Here is a 25,092-nt window from a genome sequence, read left to right as displayed (position 1 = left end):
CTTATGTGCCTGGCGGTTCCCGGACGCATTCTGAGCATCGCCGAGGCCGACGGCGTGCCGATGGCCGAGGTCGATTTCGGGGGCGTGCGCAAAAGCGTCTGCCTGCAATACGTGCCGGACGCGGTGGTCGGCGAGTACGTGGTGGTGCATGTCGGCTTCGCCATTCAGCTGCTCGACGAGGAGTCCGCGCGGCAGACGCTGGTCAATTTCGAGAAGATGGGCATCCTCGAGGAGGAGTTCGGTGAAATACCTCGATGAGTTCGGCAACCCCGCACTGGCCAAGAAGCTGGTCGAGGAGATTCACGCGGCGACGACCCGCCCGTGGGCGATGATGGAGGTCTGCGGCGGGCAGACGCATTCCATCATCCGGCACGGAATCGACCAGTTGCTGCCGGCCGGGGTCGAGATGATTCACGGTCCGGGATGCCCGGTGTGCGTGACGCCGCTGGAGGTCATCGACAAGGCGCTCGCCATCGCGGCGCGGCCGGGCGTCATTTTCTGCTCGTTCGGCGACATGCTGCGCGTGCCCGGCAGCGGCCAGGATCTGTTCGGCGTGAAAAGCGCGGGCGGGGACGTGCGGGTGGTGTATTCGCCGCTCGACGCGCTGAAGATCGCCCGCGAGAATCCGGACCGGCAGGTGGTGTTCTTCGGCATCGGGTTCGAGACCACGGCGCCGGCCAATGCGATGACGGTCTATCAGGCGCGCCGGCTCGGTGTCACGAACTTCTCGCTGCTCGTCTCGCACGTGCTGGTGCCGCCGGCGATCGCGGCCATCATGGAGTCGCCGACCTGCCGGGTGCAGGCGTTCCTCGCGGCCGGGCACGTGTGCAGCGTGATGGGCACGCGGGAGTACCCGCCGCTGGCCGAGCGCTACGGCGTGCCGATCGTGGTGACCGGCTTCGAGCCGCTCGACATCCTCGAAGGGATCCGGCGCACGGTCGTGCAATTGGAGGCCGGGCGGCACGAGGTGGAGAACGCGTATCCGCGGGCGGTGCGGGACGAGGGAAACCCGGCGGCGATGGAAATGCTGCAGGACGTCTTCGAGGTGACCGACCGGACGTGGCGAGGGATCGGCATGATCCCGGGCAGCGGATGGCGGCTCTCCGCGCGTTACCAGGAGTTCGACGCCGAGCAGCGCTTCTCGGTGACCGGCATCAAGACGTCGGAGTCGCCGCTGTGCCGGTCGGGCGAGGTGCTTCAGGGGCTCATCAAGCCCCACGAATGCTCGGCGTTCGGAAAGCAGTGCACGCCGAGGAACCCGCTCGGGGCGACGATGGTGTCGTCCGAGGGCGCGTGCGCGGCCTATTACGCCTATCGGCGACTCGATCTGGTGCAGATCTCATGATCGATTTCGACAACTGGAGCTGCCCGGTACCGCTACGGGACACGCCGCAGGTGGTGATGGGGCACGGCGGCGGCGGGGCGATGTCGGGCGAGCTGGTCGAACATCTCTTCCTGCCGGCGTACGGGTCGGCGGTGTCGCTTGCCGACAGTGCGGTGGTGCCGTTGCTGGGCGGGCGGATAGCGCTGTCCACCGACTCGTACGTCGTGAAGCCCATGTTCTTCCCGGGCGGCTCGATCGGCGACCTGGCCGTGAACGGGACGATCAACGATCTCGCCATGTCGGGGGCCTCGCCGCTCTATCTGTCGATCGCCTTCATCCTGCAGGAGGGGACGCCGCTCGCGACGGTGGGCAAGATCGCGGCGGCGGTGGGCGCGGCGGCCTCGGCGGCGGGGGTGCAGGTCGTCACGGGCGACACGAAGGTGGTGGACAACGGGAGCGGGGACGGGGTCTTCCTGAATACCGCGGGTGTGGGGGTGGTGGACGCCGGGGTGACGATCGGGCCGACGCTCGCCGCGCCCGGCGATGTGGTGATCATCAGCGGCGACATCGGCGTGCACGGGGTCGCGGTGATGAGCGTGCGGTCCGGGCTCGAGTTCGAGACGACGGTGTCGAGCGACACGGCGCCGCTGCACGGGCTGGTGGCGGCGATGCTGGCGACCGGGGCCGACGTGCACGTGCTGCGCGATCCGACCCGGGGCGGGGTCTCGGCGTCGCTGAACGAGATCGCCCGGTCGGCCAAGGTGGGGGTGGCGCTGGACGAGACGTCGCTGCCGATCCCGGCGTCGGTGGCGGATGCGTGCAGCCTGCTCGGGCTCGATCCGCTGCAGGTGGCCAACGAGGGGAAGCTGCTGGCTTTCGTGCCTGCTGCCTCCTCGGAAATGGTGCTCGAAGCGATGCGGGCACATCCGTATGGCGCCGGCGCCCGGGTGATCGGGCGGTGCGTGGAGGAGCACCCGGGGATGGTGGTGGCGCGGACCGCGCTCGGCGGGACCCGGGTGGTCACCATGCCGATCGGCGAGCAACTGCCGCGGATCTGCTGAGTAGTCATGTCGGATTCGGGGGCTCTGCTGTTCGCCCGGTATGCGTATCCGCCCAACGAGCTGGGCTATTGCGGGCCGTCCGGGGCCTCGGCCCTGTTGCGCTCCGACCTGCCGGGGGAGATCGCTCGGCGTGCTCGAGGGTTCGAGGGGGCCTGGGCGTATCTCGAGTACCTGAGCCGGGCTTCTGGTGATCCTCTGGATCCGGTTGCGGTTTCTGCTTACTGGGTCGGTGATTCCCTGCCGGTAGAGTCCGATTTCTCGGATTTATTGCCATATCTGCGGGCGCGGTTCGCCGGGCAGCTCGGTGGGACCTGGGAATCGGCGGCGGGGCGGGCCATTCCGCATCACAGCTTCCACGTCTTCGAGGTCTATCCCTGGGCCGCGCTGCTGCGGCGGACCGGCAACCCGACGGCCGTGTCCGTGCTGGACCGCTGCCGGATCCGTACGGGAAAGGTCGTCGCCGTGCGTGGCGAAACGGCCAGGGTGACCTCACGCCCGCTGGTCTGGGATGGGTCGACGCTCTCGGCCGGGGCGCCGTGCGAGGAGGAAGTGGCCTGGTCGGCGGGCGGGCGATCGCTGCTGGACGGCCTCTCCCCCGGCGATCGGGTGGCGCTGCACTGGGACTGGGTCTGCGACGTGATCACGCCGGAACAGGCGTCCCGGATCGAGTCGCTGGAGGAGCGGCAGAGGCGGGCGCTGTTCCCGGAAAAGTGTCATACCCCCGGTCTAGCGTCAGCCCCATGACAACACTCGAAGGCCGTTCCCAGTCCGCCCTCCTCGTCATCGACGTGCAAAAGTCGGTGGTCGCCGCGGCACACGACCGCGACGCGATCATCGCCAACATCGCCACCGTGATCGACAAGGCGCGCGCCGCCGACGTCCCCGTCGTGTGGGTCCAGCACAGCGACGACGGCAACATGCCGTTGCACAGCGACGGCTGGCAGCTGGCCCCCGAGCTCAGTCGCGCCGACGACGAGCCCGTCGTGCACAAACGCTACGGCGACTCCTTCGAGGACACCGACCTCGAGTCCGTGCTCGCCGGCGCCCAGATCGGCCACCTGTTCGTCTCCGGCGCCCAGAGCGACGCCTGCGTCCGCTCCACGCTGCACGGCGCGATCACCCGCGGCTACGACACCACCCTGATCTCCGACGCCCACACGACGGAAGATCTCAGCGCCTACGGCGCGCCCACCCCCGACAAGGTGATCGCCCACACCAACCTGTATTGGCAGTACCACGCCGCCCCCGGCCGCACCGCCGGCACCGTGACGACGGCCGACATCGACTTCCAGCCCTGACCCTCAGCTATCCAAAGCTGCAGCCCGGGTTGGCGGCGTCCTCGGAGAGAGGGCTGCCCGAGGGGAGGACGTAAAGCACCTTGAGCACCACCTCGACCTTCCCGAGGTTGCGCCCGGTGTGGACGTGGTCGCGCCCGCTGCGCTCGAAAAGGAGCCGACCCGTGCGATAGACGCCGTCCGGGTTGCAGGTCGCGTCGTAGTGGGTGAGCGTGCCCTCCTTCACCCACGCGTAGAGCGGCCCGTCGTGGTAGTGCCAGCCGTTGTCCGCGCCCGGCGGGATGTGGATCTCGCGCAGGATCAGATCCCGGTCGCCCACCGTCCGCTGCCACAGCACCTTGCCGGTGACCCCCGGATCCGGCGGCGTCGCCAGGGCCGGGGTAGCCAGCAGCAGGGAGGCGGTGGTCGCGATACCGGCCCAGCGTGCGTAGTTCAATGCCATATGCCCTGTTTACGGCACCAGGCCCGGGCAGATCGGCGTTTCCGCCGCATGGCCCACTGAACCCGTCCGGCCTCCGCCGTCGTGTGAGAAACGACCCTCATTCGTCAGGCGAAGGGCAGGGCGACAATGACCAGCCCCAACGCGCTGCTGGCCCCGACCGTGGAAGGCCCGGTCAGCTCCTGGGCCGGCTTGGCGCTGGCCGAGGACGTCGACCAGGTCCTCTCCGGCGTCCGCGGCGGCAGCTGGGTCGACGCCTCGATCGGCGGCGTCTCCGCCGGCCTCGACGCGCTCGCCTTCGTGGCCGACCCCGTGGGCGCCCTCCTCCAATACGGCGTCGCGTGGCTGATCGAGCACGTCAAGCCCCTCTCCGAGGCCCTCGACTGGCTGGCCGGCGACCCCGCCGCGATCGCCGCCCAGTCCCGCAGCTGGCACAACATCGCCGAGGCCCTGCGCCTCGAGACCGACGAGCTGATCCGCTCGATCCACTGGGACACTTCCGAGTGGCTCGGCGAGGCCGGCAACGCCTACCGCGACTGGTCCACCAACCAGCACCACGCGGTGACCGCCCTCTCCTCCGCCGCCGACACGATGTCCACCGCGGTCGAGGTGGCCGGCGAGCTGATAGCCGGCGTCCGCATCATGGTCCGCGACGCGATCGCCACCGTCGTCGCGCGACTCATCTCCTACGCCATCGAGGAACTCGCGACTCTCGGCCTGGCCACCCCGCTCGTCGTGACCCAGGTGACCACCCTCTGCGCGACCTGGTCCGCCCGCATCGCCCGCTGGCTGCGCGCCCTCGTGTCGAGCCTGCACCGCCTCGGCATCCTGGCCGACCAGCTGACCGACGCGTCCGAAGCCGTGACCAGGCTGTTCGGCCGCCTCGGCGCAGCCCAGACCACCCTGCGAGGCGACGGCTACGCCATCGAGTCGGTCCCACTCCCTCAGGGCGACACCAACGCGGAGGAACAGGCGCCTTCCGCCTGAGGGCAGGCTGCCCAAGATTCCGGACTTCAGGCCGGTCGATGGCCCGATGAAGTGATCAACTCCGGTCGAGGCCTTACCTATGACGCCGGTCACAGGCTAGGTTCATGGAAAATGATCGATTCTTCTGGGTGGCTGACATGGCTGATCAGTTCCAGATCGTGACCGACCCGGTGGCCGACTCGGTGGCGGCGTCCGCCATCTTCGCGGTGTTGCCGCTGCTCACGCTCTTCATCCTGCTCGGGGTGCTGCGGATGCGGGCCTGGCTCGCGGGCGTCATCTCGCTGGTGGTGGCCCTCATCGTGGCGATCATCGTGTACTCGATGCCGGTGGGGACGGCGCTGCTGTCCGCCTCGGAAGGGGCGGCGTTCGGGTTCTTCCCGATTCTGTGGATCGTGCTGAACGCGATCTGGGTCTACAACCTGACGGTGGTGAGCGGGCACTTCGACGTGCTGCGGCGGTCCATGGCTCGGGTCAGCCCGGACATGCGGATCCAGGCGATCATCGTGGCGTTCTGCTTCGGGGCGCTGCTGGAGGCGCTGGCGGGGTTCGGCACGCCGGTGGCGGTGACCGTGGTCATGCTGATGGCGCTGGGGTTCCCGCCGATCCGGGCGGCGGCGGTGGCGCTGATCGCGAACACGGCGCCGGTGGCGTTCGGGGCGCTGGCAACGCCGATCGTGACGCTCGGGACGGTGACGTCGGGGGCCGTGGACGATCCCCGGCTCAACACGGACACGCTCGGGGCGATGGTGGGGCGGCAGACGCCGCTGCTCGCGCTGATCGTTCCGCTGATTCTGGTCGCGGTGATCGACGGCCGGCGGGGGATCCGGCAGACGTGGCCGGCGGCGATCGTGGCGGGCGCGGTGTTCGCGGTGGGGCAGTTCGTGGCGGCCAACTATGTGTCGGTGCCGCTTACGGACATCATCGCGTCGCTCGCGGCCGCGGCGGCCGTGGTGCTGCTGCTGCGCGTCTGGCAGCCGGCCGAGATACCGCCGCTGCACGAAGGGGCCGAAGCGGTGATCGTCGGTGCGGGTACATCCGGCCGGGCCGTGGACGCTGCCAACGGCGGATCGGCAACGGCGACCGGTGAAGGGCCGGGCGACGGAAGCGACGCCGGGCGCCAGGACGGGACAGCGGCCGGTGGAAGCGCGGGGAGCAGATCAGGCGAGAACGGGGACGACGCGACCAGGGGCAGCGGACGCGAGGCGTACGGGCAAAGGGGCGCAAGCATCGACCAGCGTGACTCGGCCGCCGAGATCGCCCGCGCCTACGCCCCGTATTTGATCATTATTGCGATCTTCTCGATCGCCAACATCGGGCCGATCAAGGACGCCCTCGCCAAGGAACCCTGGACCGTCGTCTTCGCCTGGCCGGGCCTGCACGTGCTGAGCGCGAGCGGCAAGCCGGTCTCGTCGACCAACTTCACGCTGGGCTGGCTGCCGGCGGCGGGCACGCTGATGATCTTCGCGGGCATCCTCACGGCGATCGTGCTGCGGGTGAGCGCGAAGAAGGCGATCCGCGCCTACGGCGAGACCTACGTGACGCTGCGGCACGCGATCGTGACGGTGATGGCGGTGCTGGCGCTCGCCTACGTCATGAACCAGTCGGGGCAGACCAACACCCTGGGCGAGTTCCTGGCGCAGGCGGGCGGCTTCTTCGTCTTCCTCTCGTCGATCCTCGGCTGGATCGGGGTGGCCGTGACCGGGTCGGACACCTCGTCCAACGCGCTGTTCGGCGCGCTGCAGGTGCAGACCGCGACCAAGGCCGGCCTCGATCCACTCCTGCTGGCGGCGGCCAACTCGTCGGGCGGGGTGCTCGGCAAGATGATCAGCCCGCAGAACCTCGCGATCGCCGCGGCGGCCGTGGGGATGGCCGGCCGGGAAGGCGACATCTTCCGCAAGGTGGTCCTGTGGAGCGTGGTTCTGCTGGCCGTCATGTGTGTGCTGGTGACCCTGCAGGGCACCCCGGTCCTCGACTGGATGATTCCCTCCTAGCGGCGCGCGACCCCCAGGGTCGTCAACCGCACGTCTTCGAGGCCGGACGAGCCATCGCCGGTCACCGCGAGGGCGATGGTGTTGCGGCCGTGCGGGTCGAGCACGCCGGTGGGCAGCGCGAACGTGTGCTGCGGTCCGACGTCGGCGATGTACTGGCCCATGTTCCAGCCGTTCACGAAGATCAGCACCCGGTAGTGCCGGTCCGACCGCGGCACTGCCGGGTCGCCGATCGTCAGGCCCAGCGAGGCATCGACGTCGGCGGGGATCCTCAGGTTGAAGCTGGTCCGGTACCACGAGGTCCCGGGCGCGGCCGCCGCGAAGGGCTGGCTGACCGGCGACCATGAGCGGTCCTTGAAGCCGGGCAGCGACCAGCCGTTCCGCTCGCCGTAGAGGCCGCCGTTGTTGAGCGGCCCACGCACCGGATCGACGCCGGCCGTGCCCTGGATACGCCAGGTCACGCCGCTGGGCACGACGCCGTCGAAGGTCGCGCCGATCACGCCGCGCCCCTCCTTGTGGGCGTCGTTCACGCCACCGTCCTCATTGTGCGAGTTGTTCCGCACCATGATCGAGAGCACGTGCGGCCCGTCGGTCTGCAGATCCGAAGAGATCGGGAAGGTGTCGTTGTTCCGGGTCGGCGGCGACGCCACCCCGCTCGGGATCGTCCGCTGCCCGAGATGGACGCCGTCCAGCCAGGCCTGCGCCAGCCCCGCGCCGCCACCACCCCAGTCGAGCGTCACCGAAGCCGGCGCCGGCCCGTCGAAATGTCCGCGATACCAGATGTCGCCGTGATGGAAGCCGTAGTCGTCGGCGGTGAGCACAACCTGCCCAGCCGGCGGCTTCGTGGTGCTGTTGGTCGCGGTCAGGTCGGCGGTCCGCCACGCGGCGTCGTCGAAGCCGGGCTTCGCCTCCGGCGATTCCGCGGCATAACGCCATGCGGTCAGGTCCGGCAGGGCGATGTCCCGAGGTCCAGGCAGATTTCGTACGGCGAGAAGCGCGCCGTTGTCCGGTCGGGTCGCCACCGGTTTCCCGTTCCAGGTGAGGGTCCGAGCCGGCGCCCAGACCTCGAGCGGGGAGGATGCCTTGGTGTCGCCGGTGAGCGCGAGCCGGCCGTTGTGGACGTGGGCGCTCCGCACCAGCTGCGGCCCTCGGACGAGCATGTCATCCACCCGCCAGAAGGTCGCCGCCGCGTCCTCGTCGGCGATCAGCAGCGTCAGGCTCGGGCGGTCGGGTGCGGTGACCCGTACGCGAATGATCCCGTGATGAGAGTAAGTGAGCCGCAAATCGCCCGTTGCCGCGTCGTAGGCGGCTTCGGCCGCCCCTTCGAGAACCTGGACCCGGGGCTCGGACGGATAGCGCAACACGGTCTCGCCCGCCTCGCCGTCGCGGCCGTGCAGCAGCGCCACCCCGCGCAGGTGGGTCATGATCTCCGAGGTGGAGTAGACGAGGTGGTTGCCCTCGAGGTCGTAGTTCGCGACCAGCGTCTTCGCGTCCTGCCCGTTGAGCCGCAGCGGCACGGTGTACGTCCCGTCCGCCGTCGTGACCGGGAAGGTGAAGCTGTCGTCGGTGGTCGCGCTGGACGGGTTGTGCACGGCGAAGTAGAAGTTCGTGCCGGTCTCGGCGTTGACCGTGTGCTCGATCTTCGTGGCGGCCGATGACGTCGGCACGGCGTCGCCCTTGTCGACCCTGGTCAGCGGCGCCACGGACTGCACGAAGTAGCCGAGCGTCTTGAGCGTCTGCGCCTTGGGCCGCAGCTGGCGACCCTCGTCGATGGCCGCGCCGTAGTCGTAGGAGGTGTAGACCACCGGCGCCGGCAGCCAGCCCCACGAAGTGCCGCCGGAGACCATGTAGAAGTTCTGCACGGTGAGCCGGTTGGCGATGTTGGTGCCGTAGAAGACCCGCTCGTAGCCGGGGCCCTGACGGATCGCGGTGCACGGGTACGTGCCGACGCTGCCCCAGTAGTCGAACCAGCCGCCGCCGAACTCGGCGGTGAAGCCGGGCGTCTTGTCCGAGGCGGTGGCGCCGCCCTTCGCCCCGCCGGCGCCCTGGATGCCCCAGTCGGGCGCGGCGTTCGGCGATCCCACCGAGCCGTCGGTGTGGCAGGTGCCGCCCGGGTAGCCGTCGAAGGCGTACAGGTCGACGGGCCCGGGGAGGGTGCCCGGGACGGTCGAGGAGGGCGGCACCCAGTAGCCGTTGCGGCCCTTGTCGTTATGGAAGATCGGCACCCGGATGCCGTCGGCGCGCGCCTTGTCGTACAGGTGCTGGAGGTAGTTGCGCTGCGAGGTCCCGGTCGCGGCCAGCTCGTTCTCGATCTGGTACAGGACGACCGAGCCGGTGCCGTCGGTGAACTGGTGGCGGGCGATGATCGCGTCGATGGCGCTCTGCCACTCGTCGGTGGCGGCCAGGTAGTCCGGGGCGTCGCTGCGGGCGCGGCCGGCCTGGGTGGCGAGCCAGGCGGGGAAGCCGCCGCCGTCGGTCTCGGCGTTGATGTAGGGGCCGGGGCGGGCGATCACGTACAGGCCGACCTGGTCGGCGATCGTGAGCAGGCGGTCCATGTCGCGCACGCCGGTGAAGTCGTAGACGCCGGGCGCCGGAGAATGAAAGCCCCAGTCGAAGTAGAAGGAGACGGTGTTGAAGCCGATCGCCTTCATCTTCTCGAGGACGTCGCGCCAGAGATCCGGGCTGGGCACCCGGAAGGGATGCATCTCGCCGGACCAGAGGAAGGTCCGCTGCCCATCGAGGATCATCGAGTACTGATCGAAGCCGACTGTGTGTTGCGTCGGCGTCGTTGCTGTCTTTGCCGGCGCCGCTGCTGTCTTTGCCGGCGCCGCTGCTGTCTTTGCCGGCGTCGCTGCTCCCGCTGCCGGCGGCGCGGCGAAGCCCAACCCTAGGATCGCGATCGCTGCGGCCGCTAGGAAAGCCCCTACCTTGTCGAAGCGCATCGATACATGCTGATGCGCTTTGCGGCCGGTCGTCAAGCGCCCTTGACTCGCGCCCTCTGATGGCGTGCGACTGGCCTTGATGAACTGCCGCACGCAGCGCGCAGCAACTCATCATTGATGAACTGCTGTGCGGGGGCGCCTCGCCATCGTTGATGAACTGCCGTGCGGGGGCGCCTCGCCATCGTTGATGAACTGCCGCACCCAGCGAACCGCAACTCATCATTGATGACTTGCCGCTCCCACACGAAGGGGCGCGCGCTACACGGGCGGCGCGGGCGAGTCACGGGCGGAGCGGGCGAGCGCGGGCGAGTCACGGGCGACGCGGGCGAGTCACGGGCGGCGCGGCGAGTCACGGGCGGCGCGGGCGAGCGGGGCCAGGGCGGGCGAGGGTCACGTCCACGGGCGTGGTGTAAGAGGCGGCCAGCGCTGATCCGTTGGTGTTGATGTTAGGCGGCGATCTCGGCTGGCGGGGTGGCGGGTTCGGGGTTTTGGCTGGTGGTGATGGGTGTGAGGCGGGCTTTGCGGAGAATCTCGAGGCCCATGTAGCGGCGCCCTTCGGTCCATTCGTCGGTTTGTTCGGCGAGCACGGCGCCGACGAGGCGGATGATCGCGGCCCGGTTCGGGAAGATCCCGACGACGTCGGTGCGGCGGCGGATCTCTTTGTTCAGGCGTTCTTGCGGGTTGTTCGAGCGGATCTGCCGCCAGAGCTCAGTCGGGAACGCGGTGAAGGCGAGGATGTCCTCGCGGGCGTCGTCGAGGTGTTCGGCGGCGTCGGGGAACTTCTCGCTGATCATGTCGAGCACCCGGGTGAACTGGGCGGCGACGGCGTCGGTGTCGGGCTGGTCGAAGATCGTGCGCACGAGGGTGGCCACCCATGGCTGCGCGGATTTCGGGACCTTGGCGAGCAGGTTGCGCAGGTAGTGGGTGCGGCAGCGTTGCCAGCCGGCGCCGGGCAGTGCGGCGCCGATCGCGCTCACGAGCCCGCGGTGGGCGTCGGAGATCACGAGCCGGACCCCGGCCAGGCCGCGGGCGGTCAGCGAGCGCAGGAAGGCCAGCCAGCCGGCGCCGTCCTCGTCGCTGGAGATCTCCAGGCCCAGGACCTCCCGGCCGCCGTCATTGTTGACGCCGACCGCGACCAGGGCGTGGACGTTGATCGTGCGGCCGTGTTCACGGACCTTGATCACGAGGGCGTCGACCCACACGAACGTGTAAGGCCCGGCATCGAGTGGCCGGTTGCGGAACGCTTCGACCTGCGCGTCCAGATGGCGGGCCATCTCCGAGACCTGGGACTTGGACAGTTGCTTGATCCCGAGCTGCTCTACCAGTTTTTCGACGCGCCGCGTGGAGACGCCGAGCAGATACGAGGTGGCGACGACTGAGACGAGGGCTTGTTCGGCCCGGCGGCGGTGCTGCAGCAGCCAGTCCGGGAAATACGAGCCCTGTCGCAGCTTGGGAATGGCCAGCTCGACGGTGCCGGCCCGGGTGTCCCACTCCCGAGCTCGGTAGCCGTTGCGTGAGTTCGTGCGCTCAGGGCTGCGTTCGCCGTACTCGGCGCCGCACAGGGCGTCGGCCTCGGCGGACATCAGCAGGTCGGCGAAGGTTTTCACCATCTCCCGCAGCAGATCAGGGCTCGCCGATTCCAGATGCTCGCGCAACAACGACGCAACGTTCAGACTTTGTTCTGCGGCCATCGCAGGCTTCCTCCTTCGTGATCTTTAGACAATCCGAAGGATCTGCGATGGCCGCCTCTCATCGACCCAAAAGACCAGGTCATACACCACTTCGGTGGACGTGACCCGGGCGAGTGGAGGCGGCGCGGGAGGGCGGGCGAGTGGAGGCGGCGCGGGAGGGCGCGGGGTGGGCGGGGTGGGTGGGGTGTCAGTCGGTGGGGGTGCCTCGGTTCAGGAGTTGGCTCATTGCTTGGAGCAGCTGGTCGTTCTGGAAGGGCTTGTGCAGCAGCGGCGCGTCCGCGGGGAGCTCCTGGCCTCCCGGGGCGGGGCCGCTCGTGTAGCCCGACATGAACAGCACCGGCAGCTCGGGGCGGGTCTGTCGTAGCTCGGCCGCCAGCTGGGTGCCCGACATGCCGGGCATGATGACGTCGCTGAGCAGGGCGTCCACGTGCAACCTACCGTCCAGACAAAGCTTCAGCGCCTCCTGCGGGTCCCCGGCCGCGTGCACGTCGTAGCCGGCCTTGGTGAGGATGCGGCAGACGATGTCGCGTACGCCGTCCTCGTCCTCGACCACCAGGATGCGCCGGCCCGCGCCGCCCGCGGGGGACGAGCGCGCGGGCACCACCGCGCCGGACGGCGTCTCGGTGCTGACCGGCAGTCGCACCCGGACCGTGGTTCCCTGGCCGGGCTGCGAGTCCAGCGTGATCGTCCCGCCCACGTCGGTGACCACCCCGTACGCCGTGGCCAGACCCAGGCCGGTGCCTTTGCCCCGGCCCTTGGTGGTGAAGAACGGCTCGAACGCGCGGGCCGCCACCTCGGGGGCCATGCCGACGCCGGTGTCGGTGATGCTGAGGCCGACGAACCGGCCGCCCTCTTCCACGCCGGTGGCGATGGTGAGCCGGCCGCCCGTCGGCATCGCGGCGCGGGAGTTCATCACCGCGTTCATCAGGACCTGTTCGAGTTTGCTGCGGTCCATGGTGATCGCCGGCAGGTCGGGCGAGAGCATCGTGCTCAGCTCGATGTCCTCGCCCAGCGTGCGGGCCAGCAGGCGCTGCATGTCGGCGGCGACCGTGTTGAGATCGAGGGTCTCGGGGCGGGACGGCTCCAGGCGACTGAAGATCAGCAGTTGGCGGGTGAGGCCGCTGCCGCGGGCGGCGGCCTGCTCGATGGCCTGCACGTCGGGGCGTACGGGATGGTCGGCCAGCTCCTCGGCGAGGATGTCGGCGTATCCGGAGATCACCGCGAGGATGTTGTTGAAGTCGTGGGCGATGCCGCCGGCGAGCTGGCCCAGGGAGTCGAGCCGTTCGGCCTGGCGCAGTTGCTGCTCGAGGCGGGTCCGCTCGGTGATGTCGCGCAGGATCCCCTCGACCGCGACGACCCGGCCGGTCTTGTCGGTGACCGAGCTGGCCCGCTGCTCGACCCACGCGGCGCCGCCGGAGTGGTGCCGGAAGTGGATGGTGAGCGTGCCCGGCTCGACCGAGCGCCAGGACGCCTCGAGCGTGCCCCGGTCCTCGGCGTCGACGGTGCGGAAGATCAGGTCGGGGTCGGCGTAGAACTGCTCGGGCTTGTACCCGGTGATCTCCTCGACCGCGGGGCTGAGGTATTCCATGGCCGGCGTCGGGTGCAGCCGGTAGCGGAAGATGACGTCCTGGGCGTGCTCGGCGATCAGCCGGAACCGCTCCTCGCTCTCCCGCAGGGCGTCCTCGGCCCGGCGTCGCTGCCGGCGCTCGGCCGCCTCGTGCAGTTCCCGCTGCACGGCGGGGGCGAGCCGGGCCAGCCGGTCCTTGAGGACGAAGTCGCGCACGCCGGCGCGCATCATGGCGGCCGCCGCCTCCTCGCCGACCTGGCCGCTGACCAGGAGGAACGGGATGTCGGCGTCGTGTTCGCGCACCTGCTCGAGGGCTTCCTCGGCCCGGAAGACCGGCATGTTGTAGTCGCAGATCACCACGTCGGGCGAGCGCTGCGAGAGCGCGCCGGCCACGCCGCCGGGGGTGTCGGCCCGGACGTGGCTGACGTCGAGCCCGGCCCGGGTCAGCTGCCGCACGATGAGCACGGCATCGTCGTCGCTGTCATCGATGATCAGCAAGTGCATGGCGCTCACCCGACCGGTCCTGAAGGTGCGGGCTCGTTCACGATCAGCCAGTAGATGCCGAGGGCGTTGACGGCGGAGACGAACTCCTCGAAGACGACCGGTTTGCGGACGAAGCTGTTGGCGCCGAGCTTGTAGCTGGTGAAGATGTCGCGCTCCTCGTTGGAGGTGGTCAGCACCACCACTGGCAGGTTCTCGGTGCGTTCGTCTTCGCGGATGGTCCGCAGCACCTCGAGCCCGTCGATCTTCGGGAGCTTGATGTCGAGCAGGACCAAGGCAGGCCGCAGTCCTTCGCCTTCCGGCGGCAGCAGCGTGCGCAGGGCCTGCTCGCCGTCGGTGGCCACCACCATCTCGTTGCTGATCCGGTTCTTCTTGAAGGCCCGGACGGTCAGCAGCGCGTCGTCGGGGTTGTCCTCGACCAGGAGGATCGGCCGCTCGGTCATCGCAGCTCCCAGTCGGCCGGGGCGGGGGTGAGGTTGAACCGGAACGCGGCGCCCTCGCCGACCACGCCCTCGGCGAGGATCCGTCCGCCGTGCCGGGTGATGATCCGGTGCACGATCGCGAGCCCGATCCCGGTGCCCTCGAACTCGCCGGCCGAATGCAACCGCTGGAACGGATCAAACATTTTATCCGCATATTTCATGTCGAAACCCGCGCCGTTGTCCCGGATCTCGAAGACGTCGACCCCGGACTGCGGATGCACGGTCACCGAGATGACCGGATCGGCCGCGTGCGCCGTGAACTTCCAGGCGTTGCCCAGCAGGTTCTGCAGGACGAGCCGGACCAGGTGCGGGTCGCCCTGGGCGGTCATGCCGTCGGCGATGTCCCAGGTCACGGACCTGGACGGGTCGCCGACCTCGGACGCGACCTCCTGGGCGAGCGCGCTCAGGTCGAACGCGTCCCGCCGCAGCTGCGACCGCGTGGCCCGGGACAGGTGCAGCAGGTCGTCGATCATCTGGGCCATCCGCCCGACGTTCGCCTGGATCCGCTTGAGGTAGCCCTGCGCCTCGTCGTCCAGGTCCCCGGCGTAGTCCTCGAGCAGAACCTGGCTGAACCCCTCGAGCGAGCGCAACGGCGCCCGCAGGTCGTGCGAGACGGAGTACGCGAACGAGTCCAGTTCCCGGGTCGACGCCTCCAGCTCGGCCGTCCGCTGCCGGACCCGCAGCTCGAGCTCGTCGTTGAGGCGGCGCACCTCCTCCTCGGCCCGCTTGCGCGCGGTGATGTCGGTGGAGATGCCGCAGATCGCGTACGCGTGGCCGTGCTCGTCGTGCAGCGGGAACTTCACCGTCACGTACGTGTGCATGCCGTCCTCACCCGGCGCCTGCTCCTCCACCTGGAGCGGCACGCCGCGGGCGATGGCCGCCAGGTCGTTCGCCCGGAAGTCGTCGGCGATCGGGCCCTCGAACAGGTCATGGTCGGTCAGCCCGACGATCTCGTCGCGGTGCAGGTTGAACAGCCGCTCGTACTCCCGGTTGACCAGCAGGTAGTGCCCGTCGACGTCGCGCATGTAGATGACGGCCGAGGTGTGGTCGATCAGCGACATCAACTGCTCGTGCCCGACCCGCACCGGGGGCCGGGTGCCGGTGCTCACGACAGACTCCTGTTCACCCGTCACCCCACCAGCGCGACCGAGACCGATGCGGCCGACGGTACCTCCGGTTCGGCCGTCTTTTCGGCGGTTTCGGCGGAGAGGGCCGCACGCAGTGGCGCGAGCGTGTGCTCCTGCCGGGCGCGGGTGAGCCGCTCCAGGTACGTCTCGTTCATGCCCGTCGTGCCGGCCCGGTTGGACACCAGCGGCCGGTCGCCCTGCCCGGCCAGATCACGTCGTCTCTGGGGTTTGAACAGGAACTTCTTGCTCAGCATGAGGTGTGCGCCGGCGGCCCGGGCGTGCGTGGTGAGCAGCCGGTACCAGTCGACCAGGCAGGGGTGGCGGCCGAGCACCGCGCCGGCCGCCTCCCGCAGCTCGTCCGGTTTGACGCACAGCTCGTTCAGCAGCCGCTCGGGCAGCGTCGGCTGGGCCATCAGCTCCTCCAGCGCGTGCCGCTCCTCGTCCAGCAGCGCCGGGAACAGCTTGCGTACGTGCTGGTCGTAGCCGGTCAGACCGATGCCGAGCAGGAAGTCGCGCTTGAGCGACTCGGGGTCGAGCGCGCCGCTGGGCGGGATGTCGTCGCGGGTCCAGTGCACCGCGAACTGCCGGAAGACGTCGAGGAAGTGCTCGTCCGGCATGCTCAGGCCGGGCGGTAGCGACGCGAACTCGAGGAACAGGCGGCGCATGGCCTCGATGAGGCTGGTGGCCACCCGTACGCGTTCGAGCGTCTCGTCGGTGACCAGCCCGATCCCGCTGCCGCTCAGCGGCGCGAGCAGCTCGTTGACGGCGAGCTCGATCGCCTCGCTCTTCTTGATCAGCAGGAAGAACCGCTCCTCGCCGGGCGTGCCGGTGTAGCTGCGGATCCGGCCGTCGTCGAAGACGCCGGGCAGCACGGACATCAGCTCGTGCCCGCGGCGCACCTCGAGCGTGCCCACGTTCCACCGCACCAGCGACGCGTAGCTGTCCCGGCCGTAGTGCCCGCGCCCGGTGCGCCCGGCCAGCCCGGCGAAGTACTCGCGGAACGGTCGCTCGTCGACCTCCAGGCCGTCGAACGCCCGCTCCGGGGTTTCCTTGCCGCCCGGATTCCACTCCTGATAGTGGCGGGCCACCGAGGCGCCGACGAAGCCGAGACGCACGACCAGCCGCTGCGCCTCCTCCGCGGTCAGCCCGTCAACCGCCGGGAGCTGCGGAAAGAGCACGTCGCGTGCCTGGTCGGCGAGCATGCCGGGCGGGATGTCCCGCGCCAGGATCGCCCTGTTCAACCGGGGTAGCTCATCGTCCACCCAATGGCCCACTTGCCGCACTGCCAATCGAGACACCCCTTCGCGGGAGGCCTTTTCCGACCTATCGACCGGACGGTCGGTTTTCTTAGCGGCATTGACAGTCATAGATGCCGATGCGAAGGTTCGGGCGTCCGGTACCCCCGGTCGGCCAACGGCGGCGGGCGACCCCCTGCCGCCACGTAGCAGAAGGGATCCCCCATGCGTCTTCGACGCGTCCTCGCCCTCGGCGCAGCCGTTCTCGCCACCGCCACCGGCATCGTCGCCGGTCCGGCGCCGGCCCAGGCCGTAGCGGCCACCACGCTCGCCTCGACGATCGCGCTCAGCAACTGCTCGGCGTCGCTCGTGCGCTACCCCAGCTCGGTCAGCAGCGACCGGGCCATGATGCTCACCAACGGGCACTGCTACGAGGGCGGCTTCCTCAGCGCCGGCCAGGTGCTGCAGAACCGGACCAGCAGCCGGTCGGGCTCGCTGCTGAACGCGAGCGGGCGCGCGGTCGCGACGGTCCGCGCCGACCGCGTGCTGTACGCGACGATGACCGGCACCGACGTCACGCTCTACCGGCTCACCTCGACCTACGCCACCCTGTCGAGCCGGTACGCCGCCACCGCGCTGACCATCTCGGCGAGCCACCCCGCCGCCGGGGCCGGCATCGCGATCCCGTCCAGCTACTGGAAGCGGATCTGGAACTGCAAGATCGACAGCTTCGTGGGCACGCTGCGCGAGGATGTGTGGACCTGGCGCGACTCGATCCGGTACGACGTCAACTGCGACACGATCCACGGCACGTCGGGCTCGCCGATCGTGGACGCCTCCTCCGGGCAGATCGTCGGAATCAACAACACCGGAAACGACGACGGCCAGATGTGCACGCTCAACAACCCGTGCGAGGTCGATGCGAACGGGACCACGCACGCTTATCAGGGACAGAGCTACGGCGAACAGACGTACTGGTTCACCACATGTCTGACATCGAGCCGTACGATCGATTTGTCCATCTCGGGTTGTCTTCTGACCAAACCGGCAAGCTGACTCATCCGTTCGGACGAATCACCGCAGGTCCGGCGGCTATTTGCCGCCGGACCACATTTTTGACAATCGAATTGTCGCGACGCCCTTTTCACCTAATCGTGTTTGCGTTTTCGGCCGGACAAATGCCGCAATTTGCCTATGATCATCACATCGGCAATAACCTGACACGAAGAGGTGAATCGATGAATAAAGCAACCCGCATGCTGGTGATGACCGGAATGGCAATCGTCGCGGGCGCGACGTTCAGCGCCGGCCCCGCGGCCGCCGCCTCGGCCTCGCCGGCCTCGTCGGACAGCAAGGCCGCCACCCAGTCCAAGGCCCACGGTGACCGCTCCAAGATCGTCGGCGTTTATCGCGACCCGTTCACCTGCAACAAGATCGGCCGCATCGGCGAGTTCCGCAACCGGTGGGACGACTACCGCTGCATCCGCGTGCCCGGCGGCTTCCACCGCAGCAAGTGGGCGCTGCGGGTGAGCTGGGACCGCTTCGGCGGCTGGGGTGGCAACCACAACGGCTGGGGTGACCACAACGGCCACAACGGCTGGGGCAACGACCACGACGGCCCCGGCGGCTGGAACAAGCACTGATCCGACCCTCGCAAGCGGGGCCGTCACCCTCCCCGGGGTGGCGGCCCCGCCGCATTTCGCGGCGATTTCGGCGATATCACCGTCAATACCCAGTAAATCGCCCCGGCGAAGCGCGCGCATTGACACACTTCGTTATCGGCCGCAAACTTGGGAGCGCTCCCATTCCCCTTTGAATCGCTCTTTGGAGAGCCATGCAGACCGCGATCCCCCGTCGCGTCGCGCTGGGCGCAGCCCTGCTCGCCGCAACAGCCTTGGCGGCACCCGCCCAGGTCGCCCAAGCCGCCGACACCCCCGTCAAGGTCACCGTCAACGCTCGAGCCGGGCAGGCCACCGTCCCGGCCACCGCACTCGGGGTCAACGACGCCATCTGGGACACCACGCTCGGCACCGACGCCGTCGCCGACCTGCTCGGCGCGGCCGGCGTCAAGATGATCCGCTACCCCGGCGGCTCCTACGCCGACATCTACCACTGGGAGACGCACACCGCGCCCGGCGGTTATGTCGCCCCGAACACCGACTTCGACACGTTCATGGCCTCGGCCCGCCGGACGGGCGCCGAGCCCATGATCATCGCCAACTACGGCACCGGCAGCGCCGAGGAGGCGGCCGGCTGGGTCCGGTACGCCAACGTCACCAAGAAGTACGGCGCCAAGTACTGGACGATCGGCAACGAGAACTACGGCAACGGCCACTACGGCTCCGAGTGGGAGGCCGACGACCACGCCGACAAGAGCCCGGCCCAGTACGCGGCCGAGGTGGTCGCCTACGCCGACGCGATGAAGGCCGTCGACCCGACGATCAAAGTCGGCGCGGTGCTCACCATGCCCGCGAACTGGCCGGACGCGCTGGTCGGCGGCGGCGACGCGGCCAGCTGGAACCAGGTGGTCCTGCAGGCGGCCGGCCCGCACATCGACTTCGTCGACGTGCACTGGTACCCCGGCGGCGGCACCGCGGCCGAGGCGATCGGCAAGACCCAGTACCTGGACGACTCGATCTATCTGCTCCGGAATCAGATCAACAAGTACGGCGGCACGAACGCGAGCAAGATCGGAATCAGCCTGACCGAGCTGAACGTGGGCGTCGGGCAGAACACCCAGCCGGGTGCGATCTTCCTGGCCGACGCGTACAGCAGCCTGATCGCCAACGGCGTCTTCACCGTCCAATGGTGGAACGTCCACAACGGCATCGGCACGCCGTCGACCGTGGCCGGGCAGACCGACTACAACGACTTCGGCTTGCTCTCCAGCGGCACCTGCACCGCCGACAACACGGTCTGCGAGCCGCCGCTGAACACGCCGTTCGCGCCGTATCACGCGCTCAAGCTGATGTCGTCGTTCGTGCACCCGGGCGACCAGATGGTGCGCGCCGCCACCGACAACGCGCTGGTCACCGCCCACGCGGCGCGCCGGCCCAACGGCGACCTCGCGGTCCTGCTGATCAACAAGGACCCGGACGCCGCCCACGACGTGGCGCTCGACTACCGCGGGTACACCCCGTCGGCGGCCGCCCCGACCGCGGTCACCTACGGCAACGGCGACACGAGCATCCACGCCGGCAGCGCGAGCTCGCTCCCGCCGTACTCGATCACGCTTTTGACCTTGCACCCCAGCGCGAGCAATGCCGCGGCGCCGAATGCCCCCGGCGTCCCGACGGCCTCGGCCGTCACCGACCGCACCGCGACGATCTCGTGGCCGGCCGTCGCCCGCGCCGCGAAGTACGAGATCCACCGGGCCAACGGGGCGATCAGCGAGCAGCTCGGCGAGACCACCGGCACGTCGTTCACCGTGAGCAACCTCCAGCCGGGCAAGCGCTACACGGTCAACGTGCTGGCGCGCGACAGCAAGGGCAACCTGTCCTGGTCGTCGCCGCCGCTGACGTTCACCACCGGCGCGCCCGCCACCAGCACGTGCACGGTGAAGTTCGCCGACACCAACGACTGGGGCAACGGCTACATCGGGCAGATCGACATCACCAACACCGGCGCGGCCCCGCTCAACGGCTGGACGCTCAACTTCACCTGGCCGGCCACGTGGCAGAGCGTGAGCAGCGGGTGGAACGCGACCTGGACGCAGAGCGGCACCGATGTACGGGTGACCAGCGACGCCACGCTGGCGGCGAGCGGCGGGGCGACCTCGGTCGGCTTCGTCGGCGCCTACAGCGGTCCGAATGTCTTGCCAGTGGCGTTCACCCTCAACGGAACGCTCTGCTCGACGTCATCTTGATATCACCATCGGCCCGTACCGTTCCGTCGAATGAGGCTCGTCGAGTACCTGCTGATCTTCTTCGGGCTGGTCGGCGTCTACATCGCCGTCCACGTGCCGGGCGGGCCGATCCCGGTCCTGCTGGTGGCCGCCGTCGCGATCGTGTTCTACCTGCGGCGCGCCACCGGCTTCGACCGGGCGAACTTCTGGCGGCGGGGCTCGCTGCGGGGCGTGCTCCTGTTGTGGGCCGCCGTCACGGTTCTCACCGTGGCGGCGGTCGCCATCTTCGACCGGGACATGCTCTTCGACCTGCCGCGCCGGGAGCCGCTGCTCTGGCTCGCGATCATCGTCTTCTACCCGCTGGTGTCGGTGTACCCGCAGGAGCTGCTCTTCCGGGCCTTCCTGCTGCACCGCTACTCGCCGGTCTTCGGCTTTCATCGAGCGGCCGCCGCGGCGAGCGCGGCGGCCTTCGGCTTTGCCCATCTGCTGTTCGGCAACGTGATCGCGGTGGTGGCCACGGTTGTGGGCGGGTGGCTGTTCGCGCGCCGCTACCAGCGCACGCAATCGCTGCTCGTGGTGTCAATTGAGCATGCGCTCTACGGCATCACGATCTTCACGGTCGGCCTGGGGCAGTACTTCTACCACGGAAGCAGCCTTTAGCGGGCCTCTGAGCTGCCGGGCCACCGCCCGCCACCAGCCCATGTCGAAGCGCCCGCCGTCGGCCAGGAAGGCGCCGCGCAGGGAATGCCAGGCCAGGCCCGGATATTTGTGGTGGACGCCGTGCAGGTTGAAGGCGAGCACGAACGACTCGAGCAGGCGGGGCAGTTTCAGGTTCATGGCCTCGAGCGGCTCGTCCAGGGCCGTGCCGTAGTGGTATGCGTTGTCGGCGATCGACACGAGGAAGGCGCGGCCGGCGAGCAACGCCAGTAGCATCCACCAGTCCGGGCCGTACGCGAAAAACGCCCCGGCGTAGAGGATCACAATCAGCACGGCGTCGAGGCGGAACTGGCCCAGGCGGCGGCCGGTGATCGCGTCGAAGAGCAGCGCGGTCACGGTGTCGGGAGTGTCCAGCAGGTGGCGCAGCCGATGCCACGCCCGGCGAGGGGCGACCGCGAGCACGACCGAGGCGACCTCGGCGAGATACAGCCCGCCGAAAAGCCGGAAGTAGTAGACGGGCGCGTGCGATGACCAGGATCCCTCGTCGTAGACCTCGGTGCGCTCGCGCGGGGTGCGGCTGAAGCGGTGGTGCAGCAGATGGCCGGACTTGAGAAGGATGAAGGGCGCGCCGTAGCCGACGGCGAGGGCGCGGCCGAGACGGTCGTTCCAGGTGCGGTCGCGCAGCAGGGAGCCGTGGATCGACTCGTGCAGGATCGACCAGAGATGGGTGCTGGTCAGCGCCAAGGGGACCAGCAGCCAGCCGGGAAGCGGCGTCAGTGGGATCACGAAGAGCTGCAGGGACAGAGAGCCGAGAGCGCCGGCGACCAGCATCGTGGAGGTCGCCGTGGAGCCGTAGGTCCGCGCCGGGCCCGAGTTCACGGATGGCACGTTTCCGCAGATTAAACGCGATAAAAGACCATGACGTGTACGGGAAACGCACGGTGATCGTCGTTTGTGGAGCCTTTGGTGGAGCCGGCCGGGGCCCCTCGCCCCGGCCGGCCTATTTCCCCCTTCAGACCCCGATGGAGGCTTGCGGTCCGGAGTAGGTCTTGACCAGCGACGGCACGTTGGCCGCACTGTCGAGGGTGTAGGAGTAGAAGCTGCTCGGGGTGAACGCGCTGCCGCTTGTTTCCTGGCGGCCGGTGCAGCTGACGACCACGCTTCCGGTCTGCTTCAACTGGGCGGTGGAGTCGGGGTAGTACGGGTTGTTCACGTGATCGAAGTAGCTGTTCTCGATCACCATCTTGGTCGCGCCGCGCGAGTAGTTGCCGTACGAGCTGATGTTCTGCAGGTAGTTGTTGTACAGATGCGCGTACGCCAGGTTGTCGGCGCTGGGGTTGCGCTGGTTGGTGTCGTGCAGCCAGTTGTGATGGATCGTCATCCGGGCCGTCACGTTCTCGGTCCAGCCGATCCCGAAGGTCTTGTTGTGGTTGCCCAGCTGGTTCCACGACACCGTCACGAACGACGTGTCCTTACGGGAGTCGATGTAGCCGTCGTTGATGTTGGTGAACGTGTTGTGGTCGATCCACACGTGATCGGCGGTGTCCATCTGGATACCGTCGTAGTCGAAGTCCTTGTCATCCGGATCATCCGAGGCCACCGCGGTGTCCCCGATGGTCAGGTTCCGGATGATCACGTTGTGGATCCCGGTGCCGAGGAAGAACCCACCGCCCTTGATCCGCCCCGAGGCCCCGACCCCGATGATCGTCTTGTTCGACGCGACCGGGATCTCGTAGCCGTAGGTGGGCACGGTGATCGTCCCGCTCACCTTCACGGTGTAGGCGGCACTCGACGTCGCATATTTCAGCAGATCGGCGTACGTGGTGACCGTGACCGTCGTGCCGCCGGCGCCGCCGGTCGTGCCCTGCGCGAACCCGTCGGCCGTCGAAGACCACGTGCGACCACCCACAGCATTGAACGCCCACTGCTTGTTGCTGTTGGCCGTGCACGTCTCCTGGATGATGGCCGCGCCGGAGGCCGTGGACGCGCCCTGGTCCGACAGGCACAGCCCGCTGTTGACGTTGATGATCTGGAACGTGTTGGTCCCGCTCGCGGTCAGCGTGAACAACTGGTTGGTCTGCGAGCTCGCGCACCCCCACTGCTGCACCTGCACGCCGGAGGTCTTCGACGAGCCCGGCACGTCGATGCAGCGGCCACTGTTGACGTTGACCAGCTGATACTGCGTCGACGTGATCGCGGTCAGCTTGAACTGCTGCCACGTCGCGCCGCTGGTGCAGCCCCACTGCTGGAGCAACGCGCCGTTGTCCTTCGACCCCGACGTCACGTCGATGCACTTGCCGCTCTTGGTGACGGCGAGCTGGTAGGTGCCGCCGGCGGCGGGCAACGTCGCTGCCTCCGAGGGCAAGGCGGACAGACCGATGAGCGCCAGCGGAACGACCAGCGCGAGAACGGCGAGTTTCTTCATAGCGGGTTCCATCCATCCGTGCCGGCGAGGTATTTCTGCGGGGTGTAGTTGGCGGCGGTCGAGTCGCTCATCTGCGGCCGGTTGCCGTTCGTGCCCGCGCCCGAGCCGGTGTTCTTGTACTCGAAGAACCGGGCGTTCTTCCATGAGTTGCCCGACATGTCGATCCACGGCTGGGCGGTGGCCATCGTGGCGCTCAGCGACGACTCGCGGTACAGCACCTGCGCGTCCGGACCCCACGGCCGGCCGAGCTGGGTGGTGTTGTTGGTGGCGCCGGTGATCGTGCACTTGTAGAACAGGAAGCCGTACGCGTTGGCCGCGTCCGTCTTGGCCGCGGTGATCGGGCCGCCGGTGCTACGCCGCTCGTAGATGCTGCTGGCGTTGAAGACCGCGATGCCGCCGCCGAAGATGAAGTCGACGGTGCCCTCGACGTACGAGTTGGTGTAGTAGGACCGGTAGCCGTTGACCAGCAGCGTGTCCTGGTTGCCGAGGAACCGGACGTTGCTGAAGGCCGACCGGTCCGCGTTCACGTTGGCGGCCACCGCCTGGCTGCCCTCGCCGTAGTCGTTGGACATGGTGAGGTTGGTGGCGGCGAAGTCGTGCCCGCTGACGAAGACGGTGGCGCTGCCCGAGGTGCCATATCCGCCGGCCGAGCTGTGGTTGTTCACGATCACGGTCTGCGAGGCGGACGAGCCGAGGCCCTGCAGCGTGACGTACGGCTTGTTGGACGGGATCGTGACGATCTCGCGGTAAGTGCCGGCCTTGATGGTGATCGTCCGCCGGGTCGTGTTGTTCGCCGGGACGGCGTCGATCGCGGCCTGGACCGTCGTGTACTGCCCGGTACCGTCCTTGGCCACGGTGGCGGCCTGGCTGGAGCCGACGGGGTTGAACGCCCACTGCTTGTTGGAGTTCGCCGTGCACGTCTCCTGGATGATCGCCGCCCCGGACGCGGTGGACGCGCCCTGGTCCGACAGGCACAGCCCGCTGTTGACATTGATGATCTGGAACGTGTTGGTCCCGCTCGCGGTCAAGGTGAACAGCTGGTTGGTCTGCGAGCTGGCGCAGCCCCACTGCTGCAGCTGGACGCCGGAGGTCTTGGACGCGCCCGGCACGTCGATGCAGCGGCCGCTGTTGACGTTGACCAGCTGATACTGCGTGCTCGTGATCGCGGTCAGCTTGAACTGCTGCCACGTCGCGCCGCTCGTGCAGCCCCATTGCTGGAGCAGCGCGCCGTTGTCCTTGGATCCGGCGGTCACGTCGATGCACTTGCCGCTCTTGGTGACGGCGAGCTGATAGGTGCCGCCGGCGGCGGGCAGCGTGGCGGCCTCGGACGGCAGGACGGCGACGGCGACCGCGGTGATGGGGATGCCGATCGCCAGGGCGGCCACCATGATCTTTCTTCGTGCTCGGGACACATCTCGTCCTCTCGCTCGGACGGTGACGGAGAGTTCGGGAGCGCTCCCATTTCGTCACCCTGAGTGATACCGCCCGGGGGAAGGCGGCACTTTCGTAGACACACGCGAGCCTGGA

21 protein-coding genes are annotated in these 25,092 nt (G+C 68.8%); 11 read left to right on the top strand and 10 right to left on the bottom strand.

Annotated features, from left to right (window positions below):
- Positions 1-3: 3 nt before the first annotated feature.
- Genes ACQPZX_RS06230 through ACQPZX_RS06210 form a run of 5 tightly spaced genes read left to right on the top strand, consistent with a single transcriptional unit; the run spans position 4 to position 3,683 of the window.
- The gene (locus ACQPZX_RS06230; RefSeq protein WP_433375592.1) at positions 4-258 is read left to right on the top strand and encodes a HypC/HybG/HupF family hydrogenase formation chaperone; all 255 of its coding nucleotides are present in this window, start codon (positions 4-6) and stop codon (positions 256-258) included.
- The gene (gene hypD / locus ACQPZX_RS06225; RefSeq protein WP_433375590.1) at positions 242-1,345 is read left to right on the top strand and encodes a hydrogenase formation protein HypD; all 1,104 of its coding nucleotides are present in this window, start codon (positions 242-244) and stop codon (positions 1,343-1,345) included. The genes ACQPZX_RS06230 and hypD overlap by 17 nt, the downstream gene beginning before the upstream one ends.
- A complete protein-coding gene (gene hypE, locus ACQPZX_RS06220; protein ID WP_433375587.1) occupies positions 1,342-2,385 on the top strand; it encodes a hydrogenase expression/formation protein HypE in 1,044 nt (347 codons plus the stop codon). Before hypD ends, hypE begins: the two co-directional genes overlap by 4 nt.
- Before the next feature lie 6 nt (positions 2,386-2,391).
- A complete protein-coding gene (locus tag ACQPZX_RS06215; RefSeq protein WP_433375584.1) occupies positions 2,392-3,129 on the top strand; it encodes a DUF6390 family protein in 738 nt (245 codons plus the stop codon).
- Positions 3,126-3,683 (top strand): isochorismatase family protein, encoded by a 558-nt coding sequence (locus ACQPZX_RS06210; protein ID WP_433375581.1) that lies wholly within the window; start codon positions 3,126-3,128, stop codon positions 3,681-3,683. Before ACQPZX_RS06215 ends, ACQPZX_RS06210 begins: the two co-directional genes overlap by 4 nt.
- Before the next feature lie 7 nt (positions 3,684-3,690).
- On the opposite strand, the gene ACQPZX_RS06205 is transcribed toward ACQPZX_RS06210, so the two are convergent.
- Entirely contained in the window at positions 3,691-4,122 is a 432-nt protein-coding gene (locus ACQPZX_RS06205; protein ID WP_433375578.1) for a cupin domain-containing protein, read from the bottom strand.
- A 126-nt stretch (positions 4,123-4,248) separates the two neighbouring features.
- Here ACQPZX_RS06205 and ACQPZX_RS06200 point away from each other — a divergent pair, with 126 nt between their 5' ends.
- A complete protein-coding gene (locus ACQPZX_RS06200) occupies positions 4,249-5,106 on the top strand; it encodes a WXG100 family type VII secretion target (protein ID WP_433375575.1) in 858 nt (285 codons plus the stop codon).
- A 137-nt stretch (positions 5,107-5,243) separates the two neighbouring features.
- On the top strand, positions 5,244-7,097 hold the full coding sequence (locus tag ACQPZX_RS06195; protein ID WP_433375572.1) for an L-lactate permease: 1,854 nt from the start codon (positions 5,244-5,246) through the stop codon (positions 7,095-7,097).
- On the opposite strand, the gene ACQPZX_RS06190 is transcribed toward ACQPZX_RS06195, so the two are convergent.
- From ACQPZX_RS06190 to ACQPZX_RS06165, 6 genes are all read right to left on the bottom strand, one after another.
- Positions 7,094-9,841, bottom strand: a complete 2,748-nt coding sequence (locus ACQPZX_RS06190; RefSeq protein WP_433375569.1) for a beta-galactosidase — start codon at positions 9,839-9,841, stop codon at positions 7,094-7,096. The two genes, ACQPZX_RS06195 and ACQPZX_RS06190, sit on opposite strands and share 4 nt — an antisense overlap.
- A 641-nt stretch (positions 9,842-10,482) precedes the next feature.
- Entirely contained in the window at positions 10,483-11,727 is a 1,245-nt protein-coding gene (locus ACQPZX_RS06185) for an IS256 family transposase (RefSeq protein WP_433375567.1), read from the bottom strand.
- 187 nt (positions 11,728-11,914) lie between these two features.
- The gene (locus tag ACQPZX_RS06180; RefSeq protein WP_433375564.1) at positions 11,915-13,798 is read right to left on the bottom strand and encodes a response regulator; all 1,884 of its coding nucleotides are present in this window, start codon (positions 13,796-13,798) and stop codon (positions 11,915-11,917) included.
- Positions 13,799-13,803: 5 nt separating this feature from the next.
- Positions 13,804-14,238, bottom strand: coding sequence for a response regulator (locus ACQPZX_RS06175; RefSeq protein ID WP_433375561.1), 435 nt, complete (start codon positions 14,236-14,238; stop codon positions 13,804-13,806).
- Entirely contained in the window at positions 14,235-15,386 is a 1,152-nt protein-coding gene (locus ACQPZX_RS06170; RefSeq protein ID WP_433375558.1) for a sensor histidine kinase, read from the bottom strand. The genes ACQPZX_RS06175 and ACQPZX_RS06170 overlap by 4 nt, the downstream gene beginning before the upstream one ends.
- 20 nt (positions 15,387-15,406) lie before the next feature.
- On the bottom strand, positions 15,407-16,645 hold the full coding sequence (locus ACQPZX_RS06165; RefSeq protein WP_433375555.1) for a hypothetical protein: 1,239 nt from the start codon (positions 16,643-16,645) through the stop codon (positions 15,407-15,409).
- Between the two features lie 219 nt (positions 16,646-16,864).
- On the opposite strand from ACQPZX_RS06165, the gene ACQPZX_RS06160 reads away from it, so the two are divergent.
- From ACQPZX_RS06160 to ACQPZX_RS06145, 4 genes are all read left to right on the top strand, one after another.
- Positions 16,865-17,695, top strand: coding sequence for a S1 family peptidase (locus ACQPZX_RS06160; RefSeq protein WP_433375552.1), 831 nt, complete (start codon positions 16,865-16,867; stop codon positions 17,693-17,695).
- A 182-nt stretch (positions 17,696-17,877) separates the two neighbouring features.
- On the top strand, positions 17,878-18,282 hold the full coding sequence (locus ACQPZX_RS06155) for a hypothetical protein (protein WP_433375549.1): 405 nt from the start codon (positions 17,878-17,880) through the stop codon (positions 18,280-18,282).
- 191 nt (positions 18,283-18,473) lie between these two features.
- Positions 18,474-20,504 carry a cellulose binding domain-containing protein gene (locus ACQPZX_RS06150; RefSeq protein ID WP_433375547.1) on the top strand — a complete coding sequence of 677 codons (2,031 nt, stop codon included), beginning with the start codon at positions 18,474-18,476 and terminating at the stop codon, positions 20,502-20,504.
- 30 nt (positions 20,505-20,534) lie between these two features.
- Positions 20,535-21,143 (top strand): CPBP family glutamic-type intramembrane protease, encoded by a 609-nt coding sequence (locus ACQPZX_RS06145; RefSeq protein ID WP_433375544.1) that lies wholly within the window; start codon positions 20,535-20,537, stop codon positions 21,141-21,143.
- On the opposite strand, the gene ACQPZX_RS06140 is transcribed toward ACQPZX_RS06145, so the two are convergent.
- From ACQPZX_RS06140 to ACQPZX_RS06130, 3 genes are all read right to left on the bottom strand, one after another.
- Entirely contained in the window at positions 21,063-22,028 is a 966-nt protein-coding gene (locus ACQPZX_RS06140; protein WP_433375542.1) for a fatty acid desaturase family protein, read from the bottom strand. The genes ACQPZX_RS06145 and ACQPZX_RS06140 overlap by 81 nt on opposite strands.
- Before the next feature lie 124 nt (positions 22,029-22,152).
- The gene (locus ACQPZX_RS06135) at positions 22,153-23,565 is read right to left on the bottom strand and encodes an RICIN domain-containing protein (RefSeq protein WP_433375539.1); all 1,413 of its coding nucleotides are present in this window, start codon (positions 23,563-23,565) and stop codon (positions 22,153-22,155) included.
- Positions 23,562-24,953 carry a pectinesterase family protein gene (locus ACQPZX_RS06130; protein ID WP_433375537.1) on the bottom strand — a complete coding sequence of 464 codons (1,392 nt, stop codon included), beginning with the start codon at positions 24,951-24,953 and terminating at the stop codon, positions 23,562-23,564. The genes ACQPZX_RS06135 and ACQPZX_RS06130 overlap by 4 nt, the downstream gene beginning before the upstream one ends.
- Between the last annotated feature and the right edge of the window lie 139 nt (positions 24,954-25,092).

It is taken from the genome of Actinoplanes sp. CA-142083 (assembly GCF_050942195.1).
Taxonomy (GTDB): Bacteria; Actinomycetota; Actinomycetes; order Mycobacteriales; family Micromonosporaceae; genus Actinoplanes.
Note: the sequence above shows the minus strand (reverse complement) of the source record. Positions and strands in the feature narration are given on the sequence as shown.

What these genes read in the sequence shown, in the direction of transcription:
- ACQPZX_RS06155 (WP_433375549.1), top strand. Translation starts at nt 17,878, where the DNA reads ATGAATAAAGCAACCCGCATGCTGGTGATGACCGGAATGGCAATCGTC.
- ACQPZX_RS06210 (WP_433375581.1), top strand. Translation starts at nt 3,126, where the DNA reads ATGACAACACTCGAAGGCCGTTCCCAGTCCGCCCTCCTCGTCATCGAC.
- ACQPZX_RS06150 (WP_433375547.1), top strand. Translation starts at nt 18,474, where the DNA reads ATGCAGACCGCGATCCCCCGTCGCGTCGCGCTGGGCGCAGCCCTGCTC.
- ACQPZX_RS06205 (WP_433375578.1), bottom strand. Translation starts at nt 4,122, where the DNA reads ATGGCATTGAACTACGCACGCTGGGCCGGTATCGCGACCACCGCCTCC.
- ACQPZX_RS06230 (WP_433375592.1), top strand. Translation starts at nt 4, where the DNA reads ATGTGCCTGGCGGTTCCCGGACGCATTCTGAGCATCGCCGAGGCCGAC.
- ACQPZX_RS06190 (WP_433375569.1), bottom strand. Translation starts at nt 9,841, where the DNA reads ATGATCCTCGATGGGCAGCGGACCTTCCTCTGGTCCGGCGAGATGCAT.
- ACQPZX_RS06160 (WP_433375552.1), top strand. Translation starts at nt 16,865, where the DNA reads ATGCGTCTTCGACGCGTCCTCGCCCTCGGCGCAGCCGTTCTCGCCACC.
- ACQPZX_RS06175 (WP_433375561.1), bottom strand. Translation starts at nt 14,238, where the DNA reads ATGACCGAGCGGCCGATCCTCCTGGTCGAGGACAACCCCGACGACGCG.
- ACQPZX_RS06195 (WP_433375572.1), top strand. Translation starts at nt 5,244, where the DNA reads ATGGCTGATCAGTTCCAGATCGTGACCGACCCGGTGGCCGACTCGGTG.
- ACQPZX_RS06200 (WP_433375575.1), top strand. Translation starts at nt 4,249, where the DNA reads ATGACCAGCCCCAACGCGCTGCTGGCCCCGACCGTGGAAGGCCCGGTC.
- ACQPZX_RS06185 (WP_433375567.1), bottom strand. Translation starts at nt 11,727, where the DNA reads ATGGCCGCAGAACAAAGTCTGAACGTTGCGTCGTTGTTGCGCGAGCAT.
- ACQPZX_RS06145 (WP_433375544.1), top strand. Translation starts at nt 20,535, where the DNA reads ATGAGGCTCGTCGAGTACCTGCTGATCTTCTTCGGGCTGGTCGGCGTC.
- ACQPZX_RS06130 (WP_433375537.1), bottom strand. Translation starts at nt 24,953, where the DNA reads ATGGTGGCCGCCCTGGCGATCGGCATCCCCATCACCGCGGTCGCCGTC.
- ACQPZX_RS06180 (WP_433375564.1), bottom strand. Translation starts at nt 13,798, where the DNA reads ATGCACTTGCTGATCATCGATGACAGCGACGACGATGCCGTGCTCATC.
- hypE (WP_433375587.1), top strand. Translation starts at nt 1,342, where the DNA reads ATGATCGATTTCGACAACTGGAGCTGCCCGGTACCGCTACGGGACACG.
- ACQPZX_RS06215 (WP_433375584.1), top strand. Translation starts at nt 2,392, where the DNA reads ATGTCGGATTCGGGGGCTCTGCTGTTCGCCCGGTATGCGTATCCGCCC.
- ACQPZX_RS06135 (WP_433375539.1), bottom strand. Translation starts at nt 23,565, where the DNA reads ATGAAGAAACTCGCCGTTCTCGCGCTGGTCGTTCCGCTGGCGCTCATC.